Origin of the sequence: Bacillus mesophilus, assembly GCF_011008845.1 — a bacterium.
GTDB classification, from domain to species: Bacteria; Bacillota; Bacilli; order Bacillales; family SA4; genus Bacillus_BS; species Bacillus_BS mesophilus.
In genome coordinates this window covers 423,543-449,734 of record NZ_JAAIWM010000001.1, presented here as the reverse complement: position 1 = coordinate 449,734, position 26,192 = coordinate 423,543, and the positions used below count along the sequence as shown (strand labels likewise).

The following is a 26,192-nucleotide window of genomic DNA, read 5'->3' as shown; positions in this document are numbered from 1 at the left end:
GGAGCCCGTTAAAAGCGGGTTCCCTTTTCACTTTATAAAGTAGGTGTATGTAAATGGAGAAGGGTATTACCGCTTTGAAAAAGTTGTTACAGCTATATGATGATATTCTGTCTGTACAGCATCGAACGGAAATTGCAAGAGAGCTCAGAGATGAAGATGATTTATTTTTATTACTTTGTATGTCAGAAACGCTAGGGTTACCTAACCCTGCTTTTTATTACACATTAGAGCTATATCCTTATATATTGGAAAAGTTTCATGATTGGCATTTGCGAATGGGAATGGAGAAATCACCACTAGATGGAATACGTTGCTGCTAAAGGATGATTAACTATGTTAATGAATAAGAGAATTATTTTTGTGGGAGGAAAGGGTGGTGTCGGAAAATCGACTAGTGCGGCTGCACTTGCCCTTTTACATGCGAAGCAAAACAAAAAGACGTTATTGATATCAACAGATCCAGCTCACAATGCTGGTGACATCTTTCATACAAAGTTAAAAAATAAAGCGACCCTTGTATCTCCTAATTTGTATGCGATTGAAATCGATCCTACGCTAGAATCCACACGTTATATTCAAACAGTAAAGGAAAATATTCAAGGTGTTGTAAAATCAACGATGGTAGATGAGGTTAACAGACAAATAGATGCTGCAAGTTCTTCACCAGGTGCAGAGGAAGCTGCACTATTCGACCGGATTGTATCCATTATTCTAGATGAAGGTGAGAAGTATGATAGCATTATTTTTGATACTGCTCCTACAGGACACACAATCAGGCTGCTAACATTACCAGAATTAATGAGTGTATGGATTGATGGGATGCTAGAACGAAGGAAAAAGCGTAACGACAATTATGTACAGCTTTTAAATGACGGTGAGCCAATTGAGGATCCAATTTATCAAGTATTACAAAAGCGAAAAGAGCGCTTTTCAGCTGTTCGTAAAATTCTGTTAGACAAGAAAGTTACTGGATTTATTTTTGTGTTAAATCCTGAACGCTTGCCTATTCTAGAAACCTCCAAAGCAATTATGCTTCTTCACAAGCATCAGCTAGACGTTGAGGGGCTTATCGTCAATAAAGTGCTGTCACATGAGATTACCGGAGATTTTTGGAAGAAAAGAAAAGAAACAGAGAACGAATATTTGGGGTGGATTCGCAAAGAATTTTCGAAGCAGGAGATTCATTATATTCCCTTGTTTGAAACAGACATTAATTCTGTGGCCTTATTGCAGGAATATGCGGAAAAGCTAGCTGAACAATCTAGTGTTGTGTGAACGTATAAAAAGAGGTAGGAACTCCGGAGAAATTCCTACCTCTTCCTGTTCTTATGCTTGTTCTAATCTTTCAACCGTTTGGTTGCATTGTTGAAGAGCATCTTCAACTGCTCGAAGTGAGTCTTCAATCTGACCGCGATTTTCATTTTTCTCAACAGTATTTAAGGCTTGTTGAAGATTTTCTCGTGCATTTGTTAAAGCCGAATATGATTCTTGGACAAATCCTCTAGCGTTCTTTTGCATGTTAATCCTCCTCTACAATAGTTACGATTATAGAGTGTACCGTGGTTGTGAAAAATATGTATCAAACGGTATAAGTTTCCATCAGTAATAGAGGATTCTATCTTGCAAGTGAAACAGGGTCAGTCTGATAGAGTTATTATTAGAATTGATTCATAAAAGCTTTAAAAGTGCTAATTAATAAAGGGATACTACAAGCAATAAATACAATAAGACCAATAATTTGTATGGCTCCTTGTATCGAAACAAGAAGATTTCCTAATACCGAAACACTAGGGATTGGAAACATCATAAACACTACCCCCACAATAAAACCATAAAAAAAAGTGCGCTGTCGATCCATAACAATACCTCCTCACATAGGCTTATCCCATTATATGAGGGTAAAGATTTAATTAGATATGAAACTTCATTAAATACTCTTAAATTCGATTTAATACACTAAAGCAGTGGGGGCCTGGCCCCCACTGCTTTAGTGCGTAAAAGGGAAGGAAGGTGAATTTATACTATTTAAAAAAAGAATGTTGATTGTTCTATTACCAGAAGAATAGGCCAGCAAGCGCTAGTCCGGTAATTGCGCCAAGAGCTAAACCGTAGCCTACACCTGGACGCCATCCCCATCCGCCATAAAAACCATAGCCTAGGCCACCAAGACCACCACCAGCTGGTTGAATGTAGACATGGGTTTTTGTTACTCTTGTTATTTTTCCTACATGAACACGACCTGTGTGTTCTCTGATTTTCACTACTTTACCTTGATAACGACAACATAATCCATAAATATCATGAGACATATATTCTTACCTCCTTTATAGGCATAAGTGAAACCATCGCTAATTATCAATTCGATTGAATTAAGATAACCTGTCAAGTTTCCTATACGCTATTAACATATGTTAGGGAGGCAAGTAGGGATTGTACATTTGACTAGTTAAGACTTATTACAGAAAAATACACGAAAACCTAGCTTGTTTTGGTAATGCTGTGTGAGTTGATCATGTTGGTCCAATATATCAAAAAGGTTCGGATCCAAATCAGGACTTATATCAAATTCAGTAAAGTCGTCTTCCTCAGGTAATAATTCATCTAGCGAAATAGAAAATGTTTGTATATCAGTAAAACCAACTTCTATTAATCTTTTTTTCCACTCTTCTTCAGTTAATATTTCTCTAAATTGATAAAAATTAAGTAGTTCCTTTGATTCTTGTGTGCTCATAGACTCTAGTTTTGTCATTTCAATAAGAAGTAATTGACCGCTATCCTTTAAAACTCGGAAGTACTCACTTAAGGATACATTGATATTTGTAAATGCGGTTACTGATTCTGATAGTACATAATCAAATTTTTGATTTACAAAGGGAAGATTTTCTGCAGATGCTTCTACTATTCTTGATTGTTCATCAATTGCTAAACGTTTTTTTGCTTTTTCAACCATGACAGGATGTTGGTCAATTGCATAGAGCTGACATGGATAATGATTTGAGATATGAGCTGTTGTCTGGCCGGTCCCACAACCAACCTCTAAAAACTCTGTGCTAGATTCAAGCTTTAGTTCATCTAGGAGAGCCCTTGTTAATGTTAATCCACCAGGATGGGCACCACCGATACCAAATAAAGCAAGTAGGTCTGTATATGAATAAGTCATTTCAATTTCTCCTTTATCGTTTCCTCTCTAAAGCATATGCACTTGTAAAGGTAATGGTCATTTGTACAATGGATAAGATCAATTCGAATTTTTTTAAATGTTAATTATTGACAATGGATAATATTGGTTTTATAATCAAATAAATTAAGTCATTCAAATTTTCCTGAATGATAAATAAAGTTTGAATGGAGAAATACAATGAAGAAACAATTAGATTATTTCGAAGTAAAGAGTCTTAAACAGGCTAAGGTACTATCACATGATTTACGTATGAAAATAATTAGTATGTTTAGAGATGAAATTCCACGAACGGCTAAACAAATCGCAGATGAGTTAGGTATGTCAGCATCAAAAGTGCATTACCATGTAAAGGAACTTGTAAAACTGGAATTATTATTTCTAACTGATACAAAAGTAAATGGAGGAATTATTGAAAAATACTATCTTCCCATCGCAAAGGTAATAAGGATTAGACTTTCAAAAACAGAAGGAGAAGGAATATTTGAACACCACGAACAAAGTCAAATTATAAATAACACACTTCGCGAATTTGGAAAAAGTTTTTCAAGGTCTGTAGAAGAGGCAAAGACAAATGAAGAATTTCTTAAACCAATTTTCCTTCAAATTAATCATACGATGCTGGATGAAGACCGAGATGAGCTTTATGAGGAATTAAGATTGTTATCAGAAAAATGGAGTAAGCGAATAGAGAGTAGCAATTCATGTGATAGAAAAGGTGAAGAGTATAACTTACTTTTAGGCTTTCATAAAGTGATTGATTAGGAGGAGTACAAAAATGGCTCAAAAAAGCTTTAAAACGTTCTTAATTATTTGGTTTGGTCAGCTTGCCTCTGTTATTGGATCAGGTTTAACGTCGTTTTCTTTAGGGGTTTGGGTGTTCCAAGAAACTGGATCGGTTACACTTTTTTCTTTTATTATCATGTCAGCTGTACTTCCGGGACTCCTTGCTTCTCCGATAGCTGGGTATATAGTCGATAAATATAAGCGTAAGACAATAATGATTGCCGCTGATTGTGTGGCTGGGTTTAGCACACTAGTAATCTTTATTCTATTATCAACAGGTAATCTCGAAATTTGGCATATATTTGTGACATCAGGACTTGCTTCCTTTAGTAGTTCATTTCAACTACCAGCCTATCAATCAACGATTGCTTTACTAGTTCCGAAAAAGAACCTAGGTAGAGCAAACGGTATGGTTCAAATGGCAGATTCACTTTCTATGGTCGTTGCTCCATTAGCTGCTGGATTATTATTAGGCTTAATCGGTTTAAACGGGATCATCCTTATTGATTTTATTTCGTTTTTTATAGCCATTACCACGTTGATATTTGTGAAATTTCCAGAACTAACTAAAATGCCTAATAAAGAAAAATCACCATTTTTAAAGGAGGCAATGCTTGGTTGGTCATATATCCAAAACCGACCTGCACTGGTTGGGATGCTAGTGTACTTTGCATTTGCAAACTTCCTTTTGGGTTATGTAAACGTGCTTATTCAGCCACTGATTCTTACTTTAGGGGATGAAAAGGCTCTTGGAATGACTATTTCAATTATGGGAGTTGGTATGCTTCTAGGCGGTATTTTAATGAGTCTTTGGGGCGGGATGCAGGATCATATAAAACAATTTTTGTTGTTTGGTTTCATAAGTGCAATTGGTCTAAGTATTGCTGGAATGTTCCCTTCTGTTCTGGTCATTACAATCGGAATGTTTATCAGCATGTCGCTTATGCCGTTTGGTAATGCTGCAAGTCAAACGATATGGCAAAGAAAGGTCCACCCAAGTGTTCAAGGTAGAGTGTTTGCACTTAGAAGGATGATTGCCCTCTCTCTAGCACCAATTGCCTATATTACAGCTGGACCAGTTACTGAAAAAGTATTTAATCCATTAATGGTCGAGGGTGGGTTACTCGCCGGTAGTGTGGGTGCTTGGATTGGAGTAGGTGATAGCAGAGGAATAGGTCTGCTTTTCTTAACACTAGGAGTACTTTGGGCAGCATTGTCGGTTGGTTTCTATTTACACCCAAGAATTAGAAATTTAGAAAATGAAGTTCCTGACGCTATTGATGAAGAAAGCGATCTTATAAAAGTAACTACGAAAGAACCGAAAACAGTAGCAGCAGAACTATAGTTTAAGAGAGGTTGTGAATCTCTTGATATAGCGTGTCTACAATAGATTGTTCTAAGTGCTGTGAATACAACCCCTGAATGTCTAAGAAATCTTCATTTTTTAAACAGAATTGTAAATGTTCTTTAATGTCATATTGATGTGAATGATTTGAAAAAGTGCATTGATAAAGCGATTCCTGAATAGGATCATTAGAACAAAGATAAGTAACAGTCACTGTATTATCTATTTCTATTGAATTTAGAATTTTATAAGTACGTTCTACCATTGTATCAGCTCCTTATTTTCAGGATTACCAAATATTGCTAGAAGAATACCATATAGACATTTAAGAACCAATAATACTTTATAAATCTAATGAATCGACAGATTTCTTGGGAAATAGTGAGTGAAGTTTGCCTAAAAAAATAACGCAAAAAAGGGAACATCACTCCTTTTTCGCGTTATTTGATTCCAAATTGATGACGATTATATCACTATGCAGTTGATTGCTTTCACGCCAGGTAAGGATTAGTTCAATATTCTCCGAATTGGTTGGTTCATAATATTGCTGAAATATAAATTCACGGTCTTGTGGTAGTACATCTAAATGAACAGTATTAAAGAGTGGTAATTTAAGATTAAGTATTGGGCTTTCAACAAAACCATCAATTGATACTTGGTCTTTTGAAGAGTCCATATTTTTCAATTGAAACCAAAGTGAACTAAGATCAGATGACTTTGTCTTTATCTCTTTCACCTGTATTTTCCATTCGTTATTTTGGTGGTTGCAAGGAAGTTCACATAAGGGGCTCGCAAAAGAGGAAAATGGATTAAAAAAGAAAGTAACCAAAAGCAGCAATAAGATTCTAAACAAATTTACCATGCCTCCTAAGAAGGTTTATTAATAATTATTATTGGTTAATTTCTCTAAACTATGAGATAAAAACCAAAGTGCTTGAAGTTAATTATTATAATTATTAAGTTCTCCTGAAAATAAAGTAGTTTAGTGCATTAACGCATCGGGGGCCAGGCCCCCGATGCGTTAATGTGTTAAAGCTACAAATTCAGTTAGTTGATGTAAAACAATCCCTATATGATTGTTACCGATTTTTGTTATAATAAGTCCTATGTAATAAAGAAGTTGAATGTTTGGGGGAATGTTGTATCTTACAAGCTGCTGAGGGTATGTTGAAGAAGTATTTTGGCTATGATTCATTTCGGAGTGGACAAGCTGAAGTGATTGAAAAGGCGTTAAATGGCAGTAATTCTCTTGTGCTAATGCCGACAGGGGGAGGGAAATCGGTTTGTTATCAAATTCCTGCTTTATTAATGGAAGGAATCACCATTGTTATTTCTCCGTTAATTTCTTTAATGAAGGATCAGGTTGATAGCTTAAACTTGATTAATATTCCTGCTACGTACATTAATAGCTCTTTAACTCAAACAGAGGTCAATGAACGATTGTATGCTGCACAAAATGGTGAATATAAGTTAATTTATGTGGCACCAGAACGTTTTGAATCTCCTCAATTTTGCTCCTTATTAGAAAATCTCCGTGTGGAAATGATTGCTGTTGATGAGGCCCACTGTGTATCGCAATGGGGTCATGACTTCCGTCCAAGCTACCGAACGCTTTCTCAAGTCATTCAATCGTTACCTACAAGTCCTATTATTCTAGCATTAACTGCGACAGCCACAAACGAAGTGGTAGATGACATTTGTAATCTTCTTTCTATAGAACGTGAGAATGTCACTACAACAGGATTTAAACGGGAGAATCTAATACTGTCTGTTGAAAAAGGTGTAGATAAATTAGCGTTTATTAAAGGATATGTTTCGAAAAATAAAGCGAAGCCAGGCATTATATATGCCTCAACACGGAAAGATGTTGATAAAGTACACAGTGTTTTGGCTAAGCAAGGTTACTTAGTATCGAAATACCATGCTGGACTAAATGAAGAGGATCGAAAAAAGGCACAAGAAGCATTTTTATTCGATCAAACTGATATTATGGTTGCCACCAATGCGTTTGGAATGGGGATTAACAAGTCGAATGTCAGATATGTTATCCACTATCAATTACCTAGAACGATTGAAGCTTATTATCAGGAAGCGGGAAGAGCAGGAAGAGATGGGGAGCTGAGTGAATGTATCTTATTGTTTTCTCCACAAGATTCTCACCTGCAAAAGTTTTTAATTGAACAAACCTTGCTTAATCCAGAGTTAAAGCAGCAGGAATATAAAAAGCTACAAGCAATGGTTGATTTTTGTCATACTGAACAATGTCTACAAGTCAATTTACTAGATTATTTTAACGAGAACGAGCAGTATGACAATTGTCAGAGCTGTTCAAATTGTAAGGATGGACGAGAAAGAATTGATATTACAAAAGATGCGCAAATCATCTTTTCATGTATTAAGAGAATGAATGAGCGATTTGGCATGACTCTTGTTGCACAAGTTTTAAAAGGCTCGAAAAATAAGAGAGTGTTAGAATTTGGTTTTCAAAAGCTCTCAACATATGGTCTTCTTTCTAAATATGCTGAAAAAGAAATTAGTGCAATGATTCAGTATTTAATTGCGGAAGGATATTTAGCCTTATCAGAGGGGCAATATCCTGTTGTATCCTTGACCAAAGAGTCACTTCCAGTTTTACTTGGACAAGTCCAAATCTTCAAAAGAGGACTGACTGTTCCAACCAAACAACGCCCAGAAAGTAACAGTGATTTATTTGATAGGTTAAGAGAATTGCGTAAGCAAATTGCCCAAGAAGAGAGTGTACCACCATTTGTCATCTTCTCTGACCGAACTCTAAGAGAACTATGTGAGATAAAACCAGTGAGTATGGACGAGATTATTGAGGTAAAAGGAATTGGTGAACAAAAGCGTGACAAGTATGGTGAACGCTTTTTACTAGTGATTCATCAATACATGGAAGATGAAAGCAAAAAAATCCAAGCGAAGGAAAGTGTCGAGAATTTAGAAGACCAACAGCCAAGTCATTTAGTCTCGTACACCTTATTTCAAGAGGGATTGAGTGTAAAAGAAATATCCTTACAAAGAGAGAGGTCTCTAGTAACGATTCAAAATCATATGATTCAAGCAATCGAAGAAGGATACGAGATTAACTGGTCTGACGTTCTTAGCGACGAAGAGGAAAAGTTGATCGGAGAACAAATTGCAAAGGTTGGGGATGAGAAACTAAAGCCCATTAAGGAATTACTTCCAGATGAAATCGATTATTTTAAAATAAAACTGGCATTAACTAAAATAAAAATATCTGAAGTCGAAAAAGCCTCTTGCTAAGCGAGAGGCTTTTTCGTTTTACCGTATAAAAAACAAATCCTTAAAAGGGGCTAAACCTACATTTGATAGCGAGGTCCCTCTTATAGACTCATGAAAATAAGCTACTTGGGATGTTGAGTAAAGAGGAAGTAAAATGTTCTCTTCTAGTAGTAGATGCTCTACCTTATAAATTCCATCTCTTTCACGTGATAACTCTGCCAGCTGTTTTCGCTTTGCCTGTGACAATCCATTAAAAACGATACTAGTCTCACAATAAAATAAGTTTAATAGGGAAGCAAGATTATTCTCCTCTCTTACAAACTCTGAGTAAAAGAGGTCTACATCCTTGTGAAATTTCACGTCTATAAAGTCCTGATAATCAAGGATTGTAATGTTCAAAGATATATTGTTGAACTTTAACTGTGCTTGTATCCAATCTAAATCTTCAAGGTTTGGTACAAGATTGTAAGTAAGAGCTGTTAAAGTTATTGGTTCAAGATTATAATCTAATGGGTCTAAACTAGTTTCTTCAAAAACAATTTGTGACATGTAGTCAGTAGGCACATAGCGATTTCCACCTAGTGAAGCAACCAACTTCTTTTTATTTAAAATACTGCTAAACAAGCTTTTGAACTGTGGATTTTTGTTTCCTGTCTTACTTCTGTCATTCCACATTAAGTATTTAATTGAAAGATCTGTTCTAGTCAATTCCTTAAAAGACTTTGGCGCCTGTTGTTTACTTAAAAAGGGAAAGTAAGTAACCAATTCCCCATGAAAGTTCTGTTGAGATACATAGTGTTCAATCTCTGGAACAAAGACCATAACAATTCTGTCTAGGTGAGCTCGACCACTGAAATACGTGGGATGTGTTTCTAAAGTAAGCTGTTGGTTTGTTCTCTCTTTGATTTGATAGGGTCCGGTTCCAAGTGGCTTAAAACTAAAAAATTCAGGTGTCATTCCACCGTATTGATCTGGAATAATTGAAAACTTTGGTGAACTTAACAGGTTCAGCCAATAATATTGAGGACGTAAGAACTGAAATTTGACTGTATATAAATCCACCTCAATTACATTAGTTAGATTCTCTATCAACCATTTCATGGGGCTTTCTTTAAGTTGGTTAAACGTAAAGGCTATGTCTTTAGTTGTGAGTTCTTTTCCGTGATGAAAATAAATTCCTTTCCTTATGTAAAAGGTGTATTCTGTAAAATCCAGAGAAAAAGTCCAATAATGAGCGAGCTTAGGTGTAAAAATGTTAGTGCTAAGATTATACTCAATTAATGTATCAAAGCATTGTGAAACCATATGTCTCTCTGATTGACGTTCAACATAAGCTGGATGTAATGAAAAAAGCTGACGGAAATACGGAAATGTTAAGACATCCATTTTCTCAGTTTCATTACTAATCTCGTGAAAACCAAATGCCTGTGGCAGAATGGAATAGTATGCTTGTTTCTGATTATGATTAAGCTGCTCAATAAAAGAGAAAATTTTTGATGTTTCACCTTTCTTTATCCATGTGATTGCTGTTTCTAAAAACAATTCTTTTGAGTCTTTTCTAAAGGTAATAGTTGAAGAAACACCTCTACCACGTCCACTTTTCCAAACAATCCACCCTTTTTCTTGCATTTTTTTCAAAATATGCACAACATTTCTCTCCGAACAATAAAGAACTTCTGCAAGCTCTGTACGAGTAACTAAGAACTCCTTATTAATCTCTAAAACAGTGAATTGTTCGGTAAGTGCTATATAGTGTTCAATAATTTTCAATGAACCTCTCTCCCAGTAAAAGGTGAAATACTTACATAGAAGTTTACACTTTTTATTCACCTTTTACGAGCTAGAATGTAGAATAGGAGGGATTAAATTGAACATTCGTTTGATTGCGATGATCGCGGGGTTTTTAGTTACATTATTATGGTCTTCTTCATACTTTTTAAATGTACTAGCATTTGGTGAAGGGATTGGCCCACTAACCTTGGCTGGATTGAGATACAGTGTGGCGGTGCTCTTCCTTTTCATGATTAATAATAGACTGAAACATAAAACCTCATTAAATAATAAATTGTCAGTCAAACAGCTAGTTTTACTAGGAATAACAGGTTACACAATGGGACAAGGGCTTCAATACGCAGGTCAGTTTTTTTTGACACCGACTCAAACCTCACTGCTATTAAATATCGGAAATACTACGTTGGTGGCAGTGATTGCCTCACTGGCGATAAAGGAGAAAATCAAGCGAATCACATGGTTCGGAATGGTTGGCGTAATAGTCGGAGCAGGAAGCTATTATTATCCCTGGGAGTTCGGTCTTCAAAATCTAGCTGGAATCATTTTCGTGCTGCTTTCGTCAGTAGGGTATGCTATACACCTGACTTGGACACGTCACTTAATAAAGAATAAGAACATTCATCCACAAGAATTAGTCATGAAACCTATGCTTATTGGGGCAATAACAATGCTAATAATAGGAATCATCATAGAGGGACCACCTATATTCTCCTGGAAAATAATCTTTATTGTGTTATTTCTTGGGATTATTAATGGTTCTCTTGCGTTTACACTGTGGACTTGGAGTCAAAAGCATTTAGAGGCTTTCGAGTCTAGCATCATAAACAATCTGATGCTAATTGAAATTGCCCTATTTGAACTACTTCTTCTAAATAGAGATTTTACACTACTTCAAACAGTCGGGCTATTCATCGTATTTATAACAGTTCTCATCGTTCAAGCAATACCAAGCTACAAAACACACCGATCAAAACTTAAGCATAATTAGTACTATCTATATGAGTCATATCTAAGGCTTTCTTTAACGCACTAAAGCGGTGGGGGCCAGGCCCCCACCGCTTTAGTGCGTTAAATTTTTGTTTCACTAGTTTTGAATATATTTTATAATATGTCTATTGATGGTATGATCTGGAAATTTATATAATTTTATTAAAATTGAGGAGCGTTATGCTTTATGTATGAACTAAAATCAAGTCAGTTTGAGGTGATTAATAGACACTTCCCATATTTATGGGATAAAACCGTGATACAAGGGGTGCTAGAGGCCAACAATCGCGGCAGGATTTTTATTGATCAAATGGAACAACCGAAAGCGGCGTTAATTTGGGCTGTACATGAAATGTATTATTTTGTTGGTGAGCCAACCAGCGATTTTATTTCAAGCATTGAATCGTTTCTGGAAGAACACATTTTCCCAGAGGCAATTAAAACTGGTGATGACCACTTTAATTTAGAATTATATCCGTTTGAGAATTGGAACTCACACATTCCTTCAATTTTTAACAAGTATATAGTTAATGAAGGGAAGCGCGTGCCCTTTACATTTAGTAAAGAGGATTTTCAGAATTATATAAACGAGTCAACATTAAAATCAAAGGAACTCTCTACATATCAATTTGAGATAGTCACGAAAGACAAAATTCTAGGTGATTCATCACATATATTAAAAACAGAGATAGAAAAGTTTTGGCCGAGTGTAGATCACTTCCTTTCAAAAGGGATAGGGATATGTGTGACATCTGGTAAAGAAATAGTCGGAACTTGCCTATCAGTTTACGCTTATCAAAACCACTATGAGATTGGAATTAACACATATAAAACCTCTCACCGTGGAAAAGGGATTGCCACAGAGATGGCGAAAAGATTTATCATGGAATCCTTAGAAAGAGGCTATATTCCTCATTGGACGACAGAATCGTTTCGTGTTGATTCAATAAAAGTTGCTTTAAAGTTAGGCTTCACAAAGCACAATCACTACACCGTTTACCACTTTCCGTTAAAGGAGTGAATCATCATACATACTGATAAACGATTATTATCTATACGTTCCCTCGTGTTTGAAGATGCTGAGCTGATTTCAAAATGGCTCAGTGATGAAAATGTCCTGCAATATTATGAAGGTAGAGATCAGCCATTTAACCTTGAAAAAACAAAAGAGAAGTTTTTTTCTGAAGATGGGGAAATAGTTTAGCGAAATATTATCCTTTATGATGAAAAGCCGATTGGCTATATTCAGTATTATCCACTTTCTGATACTGAGAAAAGTGAGCTTTCCTATCAAAAGGAGGATTCTATCTATGGTATGGATCAGTTCATTGGTGAAATAATCTATTGGAATAAGGGAATAGGTACACAGCTGGTCAATATGGTGGTCGATTATCTAGTAAAAGAAATCGGAGCGACTAAGATCGTCATGGATCCGCAAGCCTGGAATAATAGAGCCATACGATGTTACGAAAAATGCGGATTTAGTAAGAAGCAGTTTCTACCTAAGCATGAATGGCATGAGGGAGAATATCGTGATTGCTGGCTTATCGAATACCAAAAATAAAGGATGTTTTTGTATAGATTGTTTTTTTGTAAAAATCCCTAAAAGACCGGATTTTTACCCTAGTTGTAAGGTTCTACTTTACATGAATAAAGTCGCTCTTTTCTAATATGTACCCAAATTTTTACGGTAATTGAATAAAAATCTAGAAATTTAGCGGGAAAAGTAACAATGTTTTAGAAAAGAGCCAACATAAAAGAACTCAGGTGCTAGGGCGCCCGAGTTAGAAATTCCAATATATCCTGAAAGGGTTGAGTGTCCTTTGCTTTAAAAAAATCTTGAAAAGGATCGCCAACCTGTTTAATTCTGTCTACCATTTTATCAACCGGGAATAGTTCAGGTGTTAACTCTTCTGTTACTTCATCCCAGTAAAGTGGAGTGGCGACTAAGCCATCCTCATTACCTCTTGCAGAGTATGGTGAGATAATAGTTTTTCCTTCCGCATGTTGTATATAGTCTACGTAAAGTTTAGTGCCTCGATTTTTCTTTAATCTCTCTATAGTAAAGTGATCAGGATCCTTTGTAATTAAGTAATGAGCAATAAACTCCGTGAATTTCCTTGTCTCATCATATGAAAACGTATTTTCAGGAAGTGGAACATATATCTGTAAACCTTTGTTGCCTGAAGTCTTAACAAAGGTTTGTAGCTTCAACCCATCAAATACTTCTTTCATCATTAAAGCTGCCTTTACTGCTAAGAAAAAGTAGTCACGTGAAGGTGGATCTAAATCAAACACAATCTCAGATGGACCGTTAGAGTGTATCGTTTGAAACGGGATATGAAACTCAAAGGCAAGTTGATTACCAAGCCACATGAGGGTTTCGATATTATTGCAAACAATATAATTAATTCCTTCTGATCTTGATGTTTGAATAAATTCAGGTGCATAATCAGGACAATTTTTTTGATAAAAGGGATCACCTAGCATTCCATGTGGATATCGAATGACCGTTAATAGCCGATTTTCAAGAAACGGCAAAAGGTAGGGTGCGATGCTACGTAAGTATATGATATACGTTTGTTTGTCGATGTTCTTTTTAGGCCATAAGGGTTTGTCCGGATGAGTAATTGTAATTTCTTCCGGAATAGGATGGATGCTTTGCTGAAGCTTCTCCCAAGTACAATCCTCCCATTTCAAATCAAATCGAAACTGTTTAAACGAAGGCTGTCTCACCTGATCCTTGTAAAGCTCAAGAAAAAGAATATCCATACATATACTAGGTTCTACAAATATAATATCTTGGTTTTCACTTTTTTTATTTGCTTTGATCACCTGTATAAGTGCATCACGTTCTTCTGATGAAAAGCCATGAGACACTAAACCAGCAGAAAAGACCTCCTGATTCCGCAAGATTCCTAAATGAAAGAAGCCATTCTTCTTTTCATAAGCTAAAACAAAAAAGGAACCTTCCTTCCAATTTTTAATCTTATACCACTGAGTGGTTCGTTTTCCTTCCTCCCACTTACTAGTTACCAGCTTTACAATTACACCTTCTGCATCAAAACGTTCAGCTAATTTCCATACTTCTTCTTTATCTGTATATTCCTTTATATATTGAAAAAAAACAGAAGAATGCGGCTGTACCTCAGTAGGTAATTCACCGTCCTCAAACAGTCTTCGAAGTTCATTCTTTCTTTCTTGATAGGGTAACTGACTAATCTGTTTGTTTTTTAAGATGAGTAAATCAAACACACAATAATGTGCTTTTTTCCTATTCATCTGAGCTATAATTTTATCCTTCGTTTTAAGTCTACCTCTTAGTTGAATGTCTTCAAAATTGGCTTTATGGGACGACTCTAAAATACAAAGTTCACCATCAAAAAGGATAGGGAGCTCATTCTTCCAAATATCCCTTGCGAAAACAGCAGCTTCTTCTGCTTCTGGAAATTGCTCTGTTAAAGACAGTCCATTTCTACTGATCAGATGGAAATTATGCTCATCTATATAAAACATCGCTCTAAATCCATCATATTTTATTTCATATGCCCATTCATTACCTTTTGGGAATTCTGTCGTTAATGTGGGCAACATAGGTTTTGGGATCTTGTTCATAGTGGCTTCCTCTCAAGTTTCGTTTTCCTTACCTTTTTTTGTTTTCACCTTTTTTATGCAATAATTTACGTGAGTCTATTACGAACAGATAGGAGGGATTTTTATTGAAAAGTGGTATTTTTCTTGACCGCGATGGAGTTATAAACGAGGTTTTATCTAAAAGAGTGAAATTTGTAAATAAACCCAGTGATCTTTATTTATTGCCTAAAGTAGGAGAAGCAATCAAAAAATTGAATGATGCTGGTTATCCAGTTTTTGTCGTCACCAATCAAGGTGGAGTAGGGCTAGGCTTTATGACAGAAAAGGCATTAAAGGCCATTCATAAAAAATTAGTAGAAGATTTACAAGCGTTTGGTGCAACTGTTATTGAGGTTGTATATTGTGCTCATAAACCAAACGAAGGCTGTGAGTGTAGAAAACCAGGCTCCAAAATGATTACAGACTTAGCAAAAAAATATGAAATCGATTTAAAATCAAGTTATATGATTGGTGACCGTGATGTTGACATCATGGCAGGTAAAGCCGCTGGCGCAAGAACCATTTTGGTTGGAGATGAAAACACTGATTTAGCTGACCAACGGTTTGAGGACTTATATGATGCGGCAGTATGGATTACAGAAAAGGAGTGAGATTTACTCACTCCTTCTCTTAGGCTTTTTTCCTAGTTGTTCTCGTTTTCTTCTTTTCAACAGGTGAGGCTGAAGTAGCTTCTGTGCCGGTTTTTTCCTCAGCTACAGCTTTTTTTGGAGCAGCCTTTGGCTTCGGTGCAGCAGGCGACTTATTCTTTGTACGCTCGATACTTGCTTGTAAGGCACTCATTAAATCAACTACATTTGTACGAGGTGCTTCTTTAGCTGTTGTACCTTCATTACTATTGATTTTTTCCTGAATAAGACCATGGACAGCTTCACGGAAATCATCCTTGTACTTTTCTGGTTGGAATTCCGTTGTTAATTGGTCAATTAGCATAATAGCCGTATCAAGCTCTTTCGGATTGATATCAACGTTTTCTGGAACACTTGGGACTTCTTCCACATTTCTTACCTCATCTGGATAATGAATGGTCTCCATGACGAGGGTGTTTCGATATACTCTCACAACGGCCATTTGTTGTTTGGAGCGAATCGTAATTTCTGCTATTCCAATCTTACCGGATTTTTGAAGTGCCTCCCGCAACAGAGCGTATGCCTTATTTCCATTCTCACCTGGACCCATATAATAGGATCGACTAAAGTATATAGGGTCAATTTCTTCTAGGCTAACGAAGTCTATAATTTCTACACTTTTTTCTTCATGTTCTTCTTTAAGGCTGGCAAGTTCTTCGTCTGTAATCATTACAAATTTACCCTTAACGTATTCATAGCCTTTAACTAAATCATCTGTCCCAACTTCTTTTTCACAATTTGGACAAACCTTCTCGTATTTGATCGGCGTATGGCATTCCTTGTGAAGTGTACGTAACTTTATGTCCTTATCTTCAGTAGCTGAAAACAGCTTAATTGGTATATTTACAAGCCCGAAGCTAATGGAGCCTTTCCACATTGTATGCATTAAATTCACTCCCTTAAACAGGTGTTTTTCATATGATGTCCTTTTGAACTGCTTTCACTCGTTAGAAAGATTTCCAATCTATATTGACCTAATGGTTTCATACCTTTAAAATAACGATTGTATGTCCTATTTAAAAAGCTTTGATACATGAGAGGAAGCATTCAATGGAAGAGTGGATTATATCGTTTGTAGAGTTTCTTAAACAGTTTGGATATTTAGGAATCATGATTGCCTTAACCTTTGAATTTGTACCGGCTGAGATTGTATTGCCGCTAGCGGGATATTGGGTGTTTGAAGGCGATATGTCGTACTGGTTGGTTGTGTTAGCAGGAACCATTGGTGGGACATTTGGTCCATTGACGTTATATGCATTAGGAAGATATGGTGGTAGACCGTTCCTAGTGAAGTATGGTAAATACATGTTTATCAAAGAAGCACAAATTAATAAAGCAGATGCGTTTTTTATGAAATATGGAGCAATTGTTGCCTTTACAGGTCGTTTTGTTCCAGGTGTGCGAACACTAATATCAATTCCATGTGGAATGGCCAAAATGAATGTTTGGGTGTTCAGTATTTATACGTTCATAGCCATGTTTCCAATTACAGCTTTATATGTTTATTTAGGAGTACAGTTAGGACCACGCTGGAAGGACGTAGGTGGACTTGCAGATCAATACCTACTGCCGACAGCAATTATTTTAGTCGTACTAATTGTCCTATATGTCATGTGGAATAAAAGAGCTGTTATCTTCAAACGTACTACAAAATAAATTATTAATCCTCTCGACATACTGAGAGGATTTTTTTGTAGATGTTACTCTGGAATGAAACCAATTTTTAGAAAAGAAGATTCAAGTGTCCCTTTTATAAAACTCCTTTAGTAACAATATAGAGTGTTTGGAGCGCAATGCAACGATCCAATTCAAAAACAAAATGTATTATAAACTTATCTGTTGTTCATTACACCAGAGCCTTCCATAACTTGGACATGAAATTTAATTATTTCATGATATAATTAGACGACATTATAAGTCACTTCACCATTATTTGAAGTGGCTATTTTTTATTTTCTACATTACGATTAAAACGGACATAAAGGTTTTAACGAACCCGAATTATTTTAAGGAAGAGAAGAGGTGAAGCCTATGCTGAGTTTACTCTTTAACTTGAGAAGGAAGCAAACCTTAGAAGATAAGGTGTTAGATATACAAAATGGGAGCACCTATCTGAAAGAAGAACTAATTAGTGATTATAAACCTTTCATTGCGAAGACTGTTTCAAAAGTGTGTAAGAGGTACATTAGTGAAACAGATGATGAATTCAGTATTGGTTTAATTGCCTTTAATGAATCTATAGAAAAGTATTCTCCAGAAAGAGGTAGCTCACTACTTTCGTTTGCTGAATTAATTATAAAAAGACGTGTAATTGACTTCATTCGTAAAGAAAGTAGACAACAAAATGTTAAACTGGATTTGCAGCAAGGTGATGATGAGCAAGTCCAAAATAAGTATGAAGTTGATGCATCTGTAGAGAGCTATCATTTAAAGCTTGAAGAAGAACATAGAAGAGACGAGATTCTCCATTATCAAACTGTTTTAAAGCAATTTGATCTGTCTTTTCAGGATTTAGTTGAAAACTCGCCAAAGCATACGGATGCAAGAGAAAACGCAATGCTAGTAGCAAAAGAGGTAGTCCAGAACCCAGAATTTAAAAGAATACTATTTGAGAAAAAGAGGCTTCCAATGAAGGACTTAGAAAAGGAAGTTGCAGTAAGTCGTAAAACAATTGAACGAAATAGGAAGTATATTATTGCAGTAAGTATTTTAATGGCTAGCGATTATTTATATTTAAAAGAGTATGTAAAAGGGGTGATGGACAATTGAAGAAAGGAGTAATTCTTGAAATAAACGCGCATTATGTAACCGTACTTACCCCTGAAGGTGAATTCCTGAAAGGACGGAAGGTAAAGGAAGATTATAAAATTGGGGAAGAAATTGATTTCTTTCCTCTAAATGAACGAGCAAAAGCAAAAAACGCATTTTTAAATAATTTTGGTAAGTTTCGCATTGCAATAGCTAGTTCAGTAGCCGCAATCTTATTATTTTTCTCCGCTTTTTCTTATTACGATAGTCATCAAGTGTATGCGTATATGTCAATCGATATAAATCCGAGCATTGAGGTTGCGGTTGATAAGAAGTTAAGAGTAATTACCCTTAAGAGTTATAACGAAGAAGGAAAGTTAATTCTAGACAGTCTTGATGATTGGAAAAATAGTTCTATAATCAATGTGACACAAGAGATTATCAAGCACAGTAAAGAATCTGGGTATTATGTGGATGGTGCCGAAGTCATTCTGGCAACGGTTGTCGTTGACGATGAGGGAAATAGACTTAAAAAGAGGCTAGATGAAGATGTAAGTAATATCGCTAAATCTTATGTTTCAGAGAATGTATTAATCACTGTAATGGACCGTAAAGAAGAAGATCGTTTAAATGCTATAGATAGAGGCTTATCTACAGGAAAGTATGTAAAAGAGTTTGTACTTGCTAAAGAGAATAATCAGAAACCGAATGTCATTAAAGAAGATCAAAAGGAAAAGCCGGTAGTTACTGAGAAACCAGTTGAAGAGGTAGAGAAAGAACTTCCAAAGGTTGATGTAAAAGAGAAAACTACTGCTACTAGCAACCAAGATGATATAGGTGAACAGGATAACATTAACTCAGAAAAGGGAAATAAGAAGGATAAAAAAGGTCCACCTTATAAAGTAAAAGAAAAGAATAGTAAAATTAAGGAAAGTAAAAAAAATGATCGCGAAGATGACGACGATGAAGAAGATGATGATGACGACAACAATAGAGGAAGATCTGACCGAGACAACCGGGACGATGAAGATGACGAAGACGAAGACGAGTAGGGTAAATGCCTACTCTTCTTTTTGTTTTCTGAATTTCACATGAGCATTATACTGCTTTAAATCTAGGGTAATATGATATAATTGCTACAAAATACTAACTAAAGGGTGATTTAATGTTATCTGAAAAATTACATACAACTTTAAACGAACAAATGAATTATGAATTTTATTCAGCACATGCCTATCTAGCAATGGCTGCATATTGTTCAGATGAAGGTCTTGACGGTTTTGCTAACTTCTTTCTTGTACAAGCTGAGGAAGAACGTTTTCATGCGATGAAATTTTATAATTTTATCAATGCATTAGGTAAAAGAGCAACCATTAAGGGATTTGATTCACCTAATAATAGTTTTAACTCTTTATTGGATGTTTTTGAAAAAGCATTGAAACAAGAAAAAGAAGTAACTAACCGAATTTATCATTTATCAGATATTGCACTAGATGAAAGAGAGCATGCAACAATTAACTTTTTAAAGTGGTTTATCGAAGAACAGGTTGAAGAAGAAGACTTATTTGATAGCATCATTCAAAAGTTAAAGAGAATTCATGATGATAGTAATGCAATTTTTATGTTAGATACTGAATTTTCAAAACGAACTTTTACTGCAGAGGCAGAGTAGCAAATAAAACCCGGGGTGGTGAAACCATCCCGGGTTTAGCCATTTATATTTAATTATTGTTGTGGATTAAATTGACCATTAATCTGTTGTTGAGCAGTTTTTACTAGGCGCTTAGTGATTTCTCCACCAACAGAACCATTTGCTCTTGAAACTGTATCTGAACCTAATTTTACACCGAATTCTTCAGCAATTTCATATTTAATCGCGTCTAATGCCTGTTCGATACCAGGCACTAATAGTTTATTACTACTGTTAGCCATTTGGACCCGACTCCTTCCATTTCTTTTGCAATTTGGTATTGCTTTTTTAGTATAAGAGACTTTATAGTATCTAATACTGACCAATGTTTTCATATGGAGGAATTATCAGCATTGGAAATACTTCCCTATGAAATTAATGGCTATACAAAAAGATGGGAACAGGTTGCCCTTTTTCATTGTTTAGTTCAAAATGGATAAAGGATAATCTGTTAAATTGAAAGGGTATGGATACAATGTTTCAACCATTAAGGATGAGGCTTCACAAGCTTAGTCCAGCACAAATTATCGTTAGCTTCTATTTTATTGCGGTCACCATTGCCGTAAGTTTACTCAGTCTTCCAATTGCTCATAAGGAAGATGTAGAGTGGGCTTTTATAGATGCATTATTTACTGCTGTGAGTGCAGTAAGTGTTACCGGATTAACGGTTGTGTCCACTGCTGATACATTTAGCGTCCCTGGTGTACTCATACTTGCCTTTGTTTTGCAATTTGGTGGGATTGGAGTCATGACGTTAGGAACATTTATTTGGCTAATTATGGGTAAAAAAATAGGATTAAAAGAACGTCAGTTGATCATGCTTGATCAAAACCAATCAAACTTATCAGGTCTCGTTAATTTAATGAGACAAATACTCGCTATTATAATCATAATTGAGATCTTGGGTGCACTTATATTAGGTACATATTTTCTAAAGTATTTTCCTACCTGGCAGGAGGCATATCTACAAGGTTTCTTTGCTTCTATTTCAGCGACTACAAATGGTGGATTTGATATAACAGGAAGTTCTCTGATTCCATTTGCAAATGATTATTTTGTACAGTTCATAAATATGCTGTTGATTATTCTGGGTGCCATTGGCTTTCCAGTTTTGATTGAAGTAAAGGACTTCCTTACAAATAAAACAGATGGATTTAGGTTTAGGTTTTCACTTTTTACAAAGCTAACTTCTATTACGTTTTTTCTCCTAATTATCTTTGGTACTCTTGTTATTATCCTCTTGGAAATGAAAAATTTCTTTAAGGGGATGGTGTGGCATGAAGCATTTTTCTACGCATTGTTCCAATCTGTAAGTACTAGGAGTGGTGGGCTTGCTACAATGGATGTGAATGAATTTAGCGAGCCAACATTATTTTTTCTATCTATTCTCATGTTTATAGGTGCTTCTCCAAGTTCTGTTGGGGGGGGGATTCGAACAACAACCTTTGCTTTAAACCTTTTATTTATCTATCATTTTGCAAAGGGAAACAGGCATATTAAGATTTTTAATCGTGAGTTGCATGAGGAGGATATTTTAAAGTCACTTGCTATATCGATGTTGGCCCTTATATTATGTTTTACGGCAACGCTTATTTTACTTATCACAGAGCCGTTTCCACTTATTAGCATAATATTTGAAGTCTGTTCAGCGTTCGGTACCTCTGGTTTATCGATGGGGATCACACCTGACTTGAGTACGGTTGGTAAGTGTATTATTATCTTTTTGATGTTTGTAGGTAGAATTGGGATTATACTCGTGCTGTTTTTATTGGGCGGGCGAAGAGAAAAGAAAGTACGCTATCACTATCCAAAAGAACGTGTGATTATTGGGTAATCTAAAAAGGAATCTTCTTTTACAGAAGGTTCCTTTTTTAGTTGTATTAACCTTAACCGCCGATATAGCTTTGTTTTCGCCGGAAACTTCTAGAGGAGCGCCGATAAAAATCCGCTAAGCACCGATAAATCGTAAATAACGCCGATATAAGTCGTTGTGAGTATAAGAATAACTGATTTTTTTACTTGTTTTAGGCCTTCACATCCATCTCTGGAGAGTCTTGTTCCTGCAACATAAATCAAAACCCTTTTTGGCCTTCCAATAAGTGACAAAAATAAATCGGAGAGTTTGTACGAATGATAAAGAGAGTCGAATATATAGATTAAGGTAGGTTGTTAAAATGAAACAGGAAAAAAAATGGTCAATCGTTTCACTTGCTTCCATACCATTAGTTAAGACTTTAGGGAATTCAATGCTAATACCGGTTCTTCCAACCATTGAAAAGAAGTTAAACATCAGCTCATTTCAGGTTAGTATGATCATAACTTTGTACTCCATTGTGGCGATTATTCTAATCCCAATTGCTGGTTATCTTTCAGATCGAATAGGACGTAAAAAAGTTATTATACCTAGTTTAATTATAGCTGGCGTTGGGGGAATCATTTCAGGATGGGCAGCATGGAAAATGAAAGACCCTTACTGGCTTATTTTAGTGGGGCGAATTTTTCAAGGTGTTGGAGCAGCAGGTGCAGCTCCAGTCGTTATGCCACTTGTAGGCGATTTGTTTAAAAGTGAAAAAGAGGTGAGTAAGGAACTTGGAGTTATTGAGACCTCAAATACTTTTGGTAAAGTTCTTAGTCCAATCCTTGGATCTCTTTTAGCGGGACTTGTTTGGTTTTTACCTTTCTTCGCAATTCCTGTTTTTACATTAATATCCGTACTGTTAATGATATTTTTAGTGGAAAGTCCAAAAAAGAAAAAAAAGCCGGTGCCATTTAAAAAATTTCTTAAACAAATTAAGAAGATATTTAAGAAGAGTGGGCGTTGGCTATACGCTATTTTTGCAATTGGCTGTATCCTAATGTTTGTCCTTTTTGGAGTATTATTTTATCTATCCTCCATGCTTGAGGATCAACATGGTATTGATGGAATAAAAAAAGGACTCATTCTTGCAATTCCACTCGCATCCCTATGTCTTGCATCGTACTTTACTGGTAAGAAGATAAAAGAAAACAAAGTATTAATGAAATGGATTACAGTATCCGGAATTGCTTTGCTAGCCATTTCCGTATTTGCAATAAGTTTTACTGAAAACATATACTTCTTATTAGGAATTTTCTTTATATGTGGTGTTGGTATAGGTGTTGCCTTACCATGCCTAGACTCATTAATAACTGAAGGGGTTGAAAAAGAGGAGAGAGGTACGATTACCTCTATTTATAGCTCCATGCGCTTTATAGGGGTGGCGGCAGGACCTCCTGTTTTCGTCTTATTAATGAAGGCATCTCATCAAGTGATGTATTATAGTATTACAGGGTTATGTATGGTTGCAGGGCTCATTGCACTAAAGGAAATCAAGCCTAAGAAAGCAAAGTAAGGTCTGCTCCTGCAGGCCTTTTTTTCGGTATTAAAAAGCACAAATAAGGGTACCAGCCATAAAAGCTGATACCCTTATAATTCTAATCTTGGTTATAACTAACATCCTTATCTGGATGTGTAAAAGGAACACCTTGGGGCGGGATTTTTTTCTCGATGAGTTCTCTATTTTCCGCTGTATTCCAACCAATATCATTTGTAGGATGAACCCATTCATCGCCAGCCATGATAGAAGGATCAGTGTCCTCAGACCATTTATTTAATGGAGAATTTGGAGAATCATAAAAGCTATCACCAATGACTACACCATGCTCATTAATGAAAGGCTTCTCCATTTTTACTCCACTACCTTTAAATACAGGTGCATCTGGTTGATGTGGCATCGTTTCATCAATGAACGGAATTTCTAAGTCCTTCTCTTTTACCTTTTTCTTCTTCATGAAATGATCACCTCAATTTAAGACTCTCCATCTTATTATCTCCAATGAAGACAACTATATTTACTTGAAGTACAGCAAGATAATTCCTATTATGTTGTAAGAGAAACAGGTAACAATAAAACAGAGGGTGAATCCTCCATTCTTTTGATAGGGGTGTTTAACAATGGCAAAGCGAAAAGTTAAGTTTGATGCAGCTTTAAAAAATAATAATACACCAACAGAAAGTCTTCCTGACACCGAATTTGCTCAAGAGGCAGTTGAAGAGCAAGCGATGAAGGGTGCTAACCGAAATTCAAAAAAAGGATATCAAAACGGAAAGCAGGAATAATCTTCATGACAACTGCAAGAAATTCTCCATATGATTCCTCTTCAAAAGAAGAGTATGGTTCAGAACTTGGAGATTATAATGCTACAAAAGTATTTGAGCTCTTAGCTGAATCAAAATCAAATAAAATAAAGAAAAAAGAACCTAGAGATCATAATGATGAAAAACAGAAAAACGTGTAGGAGCTCCTACACGTTTACTTCTGCTATCTTTCTTAAGGCAACACTATACAGATAAGTGTTTTGATCTTTAGGGTTAAAATATGCTAAAAGAAGGGAAGGTTCCTCTTTTAATTCCCCTAGTTGTAAATAGTAGTTTAAATCGAAGTGAATCACTTCTAATACAGTGTGTTTATATAAGTCCTTTTCAGTAAGCTGTAACTCTTCAAAATTCTTACCAAGTAGAGAAGGTAAAGCGATGAGCTGACGATAGTAGTCTCCACGATCTTCTTTTTCAAGAAGGTCATCCCACCACGGCTTTCTTGGTTTATACTTTTGACCTCTTAAATAATCAAGCTTCATAAGACTATGAATGATTGAAGTGTTCGCGTCAACACGATTTAACAAGAAGCTCCATAAACGTTGAAATAGGTCCTCTAATTGATGACCAATTCTTCCCCAACCCATTTCATCCCAATACATTCCAAACTCCTGAAAGAAGTCGAAGGGAGTAGGGAATACAGATGTTACCAGGTATTCTACTGTATAATCCATTCGATGATCATTCCAGTATTTTTCTAACACATCCTCAACCTGTTTGATTTGAGAAATTTCTTCAAAAGATAATACATTATTTTTCAATATCTCATATGGAGAGTGATCCATATATACATAATCATGCTGTTCAGCACGAATACGGAGACCTGTTCCACGAAGCATCTTTAAAAAGCCAAGCTGTAGTTCCTCGGGCCTAAGTTCGAACACATCATTGAAAGTCTTCTTGAATGAATCATAATTCTCATCAGGAAGTCCTGCAATGAGATCTAAATGCTGATCAATTTTTCCGCCTTCTTTAACCATAGTGACGGTACGAGTTAACTTTTGGAAATTTTGTTTCCTCATAACTAATTCATTTGTGGCATCATTGGTAGACTGAACACCAATTTCAAATCTAAACAATCCAGCAGGAGCATTTTCGTTTAAGAATTGAATGACTTCAGGTCGCATAATGTCGGCTGTGATTTCGAACTGAAAGACAGTACCAGGTAGATGTTCGTCGATTAAGAACTGAAACATCTCCATAGCGTAGCTTCTACTAATGTTGAAAGTTCTATCTACAAACTTAATGGTTTTAGCACCATTTTGCATAAGAAAACGGATATCTTCTTTCACTTTATCTTTGTTAAAATAACGAACACCCACTTCTATAGAAGATAAGCAGAATTGACAGCTAAAGGGACAGCCTCTACTTGTTTCTATATAGGTTACTCGTTTTGATAAGTGAGGAAGGTCCTCTTCAAACTTAAAGGGAGAAGGTGACTCCTGAAGATTTAACTTGTTTCGTTGTGGATTTACAATCACCTTTTGCTCTTTTCGGTACGCTACACCATGTATATCGGTTAAGCTAAACTCACCGGTTTTTAAGTGAGTCAAAAGTTGCTTAAACGTTTCTTCACCTTCACCAATAACTATATAATCAACGTCCTGAAGTCTTTCTAGCCAGTAAGTAATATCGTATGACACTTCAGGGCCACCTAGGATAATTGTAACCTCAGGGTTGATTTTTTTTATCATGCCAATTACTTTAATCGTTTCTTCAATATTCCAGATATAACAGCTAAACCCTATTACATCAGGCTTGTATTTAAAAAGGTCCGTGACAATGTTGATAGAAGGGTCTTTTATTGTATATTCAACCATATGAACTTGATGTTCAGGCTCTACGTATGCACGTAAACATCTTATAGCAAGATTTGTATGAATATATTTTGCATTTAAGGTGGTTAAAACAGTGTTCATTCTAATAATTATCTCCTTTTTTGTACAACA

28 protein-coding genes and 1 pseudogene are annotated in these 26,192 nt (G+C 35.8%); 17 read left to right on the top strand and 12 right to left on the bottom strand.

The window, feature by feature from the left end:
* The first annotated feature begins 53 nt into the window (after positions 1 to 53).
* Both G4D63_RS02275 and G4D63_RS02270 read left to right on the top strand, forming a co-directional pair.
* Complete coding sequence (locus G4D63_RS02275; RefSeq protein ID WP_163177260.1) at positions 54 to 320, top strand: cory-CC-star protein; 267 nt, start codon at positions 54 to 56, stop codon at positions 318 to 320.
* A gap of 13 nt (positions 321 to 333) precedes the next feature.
* The gene (locus G4D63_RS02270) at positions 334 to 1,275 is read left to right on the top strand and encodes an ArsA family ATPase (RefSeq protein ID WP_239585845.1); all 942 of its coding nucleotides are present in this window, start codon (positions 334 to 336) and stop codon (positions 1,273 to 1,275) included.
* A 51-nt stretch (positions 1,276 to 1,326) separates the two neighbouring features.
* Here the strand turns inward: G4D63_RS02270 and G4D63_RS02265 are convergent, their stop codons facing one another.
* From G4D63_RS02265 to G4D63_RS02250, 4 genes are all read right to left on the bottom strand, one after another.
* Positions 1,327 to 1,518, bottom strand: a complete 192-nt coding sequence (locus G4D63_RS02265; RefSeq protein ID WP_163177258.1) for a hypothetical protein — start codon at positions 1,516 to 1,518, stop codon at positions 1,327 to 1,329.
* 139 nt (positions 1,519 to 1,657) lie between these two features.
* Positions 1,658 to 1,858, bottom strand: a complete 201-nt coding sequence (locus tag G4D63_RS02260; protein WP_163177256.1) for a hypothetical protein — start codon at positions 1,856 to 1,858, stop codon at positions 1,658 to 1,660.
* Between the two features lie 193 nt (positions 1,859 to 2,051).
* A complete protein-coding gene (locus G4D63_RS02255) occupies positions 2,052 to 2,309 on the bottom strand; it encodes a hypothetical protein (protein ID WP_163177254.1) in 258 nt (85 codons plus the stop codon).
* Between the two features lie 137 nt (positions 2,310 to 2,446).
* Positions 2,447 to 3,160, bottom strand: coding sequence for a class I SAM-dependent methyltransferase (locus tag G4D63_RS02250; RefSeq protein WP_163177252.1), 714 nt, complete (start codon positions 3,158 to 3,160; stop codon positions 2,447 to 2,449).
* 198 nt (positions 3,161 to 3,358) lie between these two features.
* Between G4D63_RS02250 and G4D63_RS02245 the strand changes: the two genes are divergently transcribed.
* Both G4D63_RS02245 and G4D63_RS02240 read left to right on the top strand, forming a co-directional pair.
* Positions 3,359 to 3,943 carry an ArsR/SmtB family transcription factor gene (locus tag G4D63_RS02245; RefSeq protein ID WP_163177250.1) on the top strand — a complete coding sequence of 195 codons (585 nt, stop codon included), beginning with the start codon at positions 3,359 to 3,361 and terminating at the stop codon, positions 3,941 to 3,943.
* A 13-nt stretch (positions 3,944 to 3,956) separates the two neighbouring features.
* Entirely contained in the window at positions 3,957 to 5,309 is a 1,353-nt protein-coding gene (locus tag G4D63_RS02240) for an MFS transporter (RefSeq protein ID WP_163177248.1), read from the top strand.
* A gap of 1 nt (position 5,310) precedes the next feature.
* Here the strand turns inward: G4D63_RS02240 and G4D63_RS02235 are convergent, their stop codons facing one another.
* Both G4D63_RS02235 and G4D63_RS02230 read right to left on the bottom strand, forming a co-directional pair.
* The gene (locus G4D63_RS02235) at positions 5,311 to 5,574 is read right to left on the bottom strand and encodes a hypothetical protein (protein WP_163177246.1); all 264 of its coding nucleotides are present in this window, start codon (positions 5,572 to 5,574) and stop codon (positions 5,311 to 5,313) included.
* Positions 5,575 to 5,733: 159 nt separating this feature from the next.
* On the bottom strand, positions 5,734 to 6,045 hold the full coding sequence (locus G4D63_RS02230) for a hypothetical protein (protein ID WP_163177244.1): 312 nt from the start codon (positions 6,043 to 6,045) through the stop codon (positions 5,734 to 5,736).
* Between the two features lie 392 nt (positions 6,046 to 6,437).
* On the opposite strand from G4D63_RS02230, the gene recQ reads away from it, so the two are divergent.
* A complete protein-coding gene (recQ, locus tag G4D63_RS02225; RefSeq protein ID WP_338023879.1) occupies positions 6,438 to 8,594 on the top strand; it encodes a DNA helicase RecQ in 2,157 nt (718 codons plus the stop codon).
* Positions 8,595 to 8,612: 18 nt separating this feature from the next.
* Here the strand turns inward: recQ and G4D63_RS02220 are convergent, their stop codons facing one another.
* Positions 8,613 to 10,343 carry an ABC transporter substrate-binding protein gene (locus G4D63_RS02220; RefSeq protein WP_163177242.1) on the bottom strand — a complete coding sequence of 577 codons (1,731 nt, stop codon included), beginning with the start codon at positions 10,341 to 10,343 and terminating at the stop codon, positions 8,613 to 8,615.
* Between the two features lie 97 nt (positions 10,344 to 10,440).
* On the opposite strand from G4D63_RS02220, the gene G4D63_RS02215 reads away from it, so the two are divergent.
* The 3 genes and pseudogenes from G4D63_RS02215 (at position 10,441) to G4D63_RS02205 (ending at position 12,915) form a co-directional block, all read left to right on the top strand.
* A complete protein-coding gene (locus G4D63_RS02215; protein ID WP_163177240.1) occupies positions 10,441 to 11,352 on the top strand; it encodes a DMT family transporter in 912 nt (303 codons plus the stop codon).
* 186 nt (positions 11,353 to 11,538) lie between these two features.
* The gene (locus G4D63_RS02210; RefSeq protein WP_163177238.1) at positions 11,539 to 12,372 is read left to right on the top strand and encodes a GNAT family N-acetyltransferase; all 834 of its coding nucleotides are present in this window, start codon (positions 11,539 to 11,541) and stop codon (positions 12,370 to 12,372) included.
* Positions 12,373 to 12,378: 6 nt separating this feature from the next.
* Positions 12,379 to 12,915 (top strand): annotated as a pseudogene (locus G4D63_RS02205) (GNAT family N-acetyltransferase).
* Positions 12,916 to 13,121: 206 nt separating this feature from the next.
* Here G4D63_RS02205 and G4D63_RS02200 read toward each other — a convergent pair.
* Positions 13,122 to 14,966, bottom strand: a complete 1,845-nt coding sequence (locus G4D63_RS02200; RefSeq protein ID WP_163177236.1) for a DNA ligase D — start codon at positions 14,964 to 14,966, stop codon at positions 13,122 to 13,124.
* Between the two features lie 104 nt (positions 14,967 to 15,070).
* On the opposite strand from G4D63_RS02200, the gene G4D63_RS02195 reads away from it, so the two are divergent.
* Positions 15,071 to 15,595 (top strand): D-glycero-alpha-D-manno-heptose-1,7-bisphosphate 7-phosphatase, encoded by a 525-nt coding sequence (locus G4D63_RS02195; RefSeq protein WP_163177234.1) that lies wholly within the window; start codon positions 15,071 to 15,073, stop codon positions 15,593 to 15,595.
* 19 nt (positions 15,596 to 15,614) lie between these two features.
* On the opposite strand, the gene ku is transcribed toward G4D63_RS02195, so the two are convergent.
* Positions 15,615 to 16,517: a non-homologous end joining protein Ku gene (gene ku, locus G4D63_RS02190; protein ID WP_163177231.1), complete on the bottom strand. Its 903-nt coding sequence runs from the start codon at positions 16,515 to 16,517 to the stop codon at positions 15,615 to 15,617.
* A gap of 164 nt (positions 16,518 to 16,681) precedes the next feature.
* Here ku and G4D63_RS02185 point away from each other — a divergent pair, with 164 nt between their 5' ends.
* The 4 genes from G4D63_RS02185 (at position 16,682) to G4D63_RS02170 (ending at position 20,051) form a co-directional block, all read left to right on the top strand.
* Positions 16,682 to 17,287, top strand: a complete 606-nt coding sequence (locus G4D63_RS02185) for a DedA family protein (protein WP_163177230.1) — start codon at positions 16,682 to 16,684, stop codon at positions 17,285 to 17,287.
* Positions 17,288 to 17,653: 366 nt separating this feature from the next.
* Complete coding sequence (sigI, locus tag G4D63_RS02180) at positions 17,654 to 18,400, top strand: RNA polymerase sigma factor SigI (protein WP_163177228.1); 747 nt, start codon at positions 17,654 to 17,656, stop codon at positions 18,398 to 18,400.
* Positions 18,397 to 19,431 (top strand): anti-sigma factor domain-containing protein, encoded by a 1,035-nt coding sequence (locus tag G4D63_RS02175; protein ID WP_163177226.1) that lies wholly within the window; start codon positions 18,397 to 18,399, stop codon positions 19,429 to 19,431. The genes sigI and G4D63_RS02175 overlap by 4 nt, the downstream gene beginning before the upstream one ends.
* Before the next feature lie 113 nt (positions 19,432 to 19,544).
* Positions 19,545 to 20,051, top strand: coding sequence for a ferritin (locus G4D63_RS02170; RefSeq protein ID WP_163177224.1), 507 nt, complete (start codon positions 19,545 to 19,547; stop codon positions 20,049 to 20,051).
* A gap of 53 nt (positions 20,052 to 20,104) precedes the next feature.
* Here the strand turns inward: G4D63_RS02170 and G4D63_RS02165 are convergent, their stop codons facing one another.
* Positions 20,105 to 20,311: an alpha/beta-type small acid-soluble spore protein gene (locus tag G4D63_RS02165; protein WP_163177222.1), complete on the bottom strand. Its 207-nt coding sequence runs from the start codon at positions 20,309 to 20,311 to the stop codon at positions 20,105 to 20,107.
* Positions 20,312 to 20,544: 233 nt separating this feature from the next.
* Here G4D63_RS02165 and G4D63_RS02160 point away from each other — a divergent pair, with 233 nt between their 5' ends.
* Positions 20,545 to 21,903 (top strand): TrkH family potassium uptake protein, encoded by a 1,359-nt coding sequence (locus tag G4D63_RS02160; RefSeq protein WP_239585844.1) that lies wholly within the window; start codon positions 20,545 to 20,547, stop codon positions 21,901 to 21,903.
* Between the two features lie 340 nt (positions 21,904 to 22,243).
* Positions 22,244 to 23,440, top strand: coding sequence for a bacillibactin exporter BcbE (locus G4D63_RS02155; protein WP_163177220.1), 1,197 nt, complete (start codon positions 22,244 to 22,246; stop codon positions 23,438 to 23,440).
* A gap of 82 nt (positions 23,441 to 23,522) precedes the next feature.
* Here G4D63_RS02155 and G4D63_RS02150 read toward each other — a convergent pair whose 3' ends face one another.
* Positions 23,523 to 23,879 carry a DUF3905 domain-containing protein gene (locus G4D63_RS02150; protein WP_163177218.1) on the bottom strand — a complete coding sequence of 119 codons (357 nt, stop codon included), beginning with the start codon at positions 23,877 to 23,879 and terminating at the stop codon, positions 23,523 to 23,525.
* Between the two features lie 163 nt (positions 23,880 to 24,042).
* Between G4D63_RS02150 and G4D63_RS02145 the strand changes: the two genes are divergently transcribed.
* Positions 24,043 to 24,207 carry a hypothetical protein gene (locus G4D63_RS02145; RefSeq protein WP_163177216.1) on the top strand — a complete coding sequence of 55 codons (165 nt, stop codon included), beginning with the start codon at positions 24,043 to 24,045 and terminating at the stop codon, positions 24,205 to 24,207.
* A gap of 5 nt (positions 24,208 to 24,212) precedes the next feature.
* Positions 24,213 to 24,386, top strand: coding sequence for a hypothetical protein (locus tag G4D63_RS02140; protein ID WP_163177214.1), 174 nt, complete (start codon positions 24,213 to 24,215; stop codon positions 24,384 to 24,386).
* A 6-nt stretch (positions 24,387 to 24,392) separates the two neighbouring features.
* Here the strand turns inward: G4D63_RS02140 and G4D63_RS02135 are convergent, their stop codons facing one another.
* The gene (locus G4D63_RS02135; RefSeq protein WP_163177212.1) at positions 24,393 to 26,162 is read right to left on the bottom strand and encodes a B12-binding domain-containing radical SAM protein; all 1,770 of its coding nucleotides are present in this window, start codon (positions 26,160 to 26,162) and stop codon (positions 24,393 to 24,395) included.
* Positions 26,163 to 26,192 lie beyond the last annotated feature (30 nt).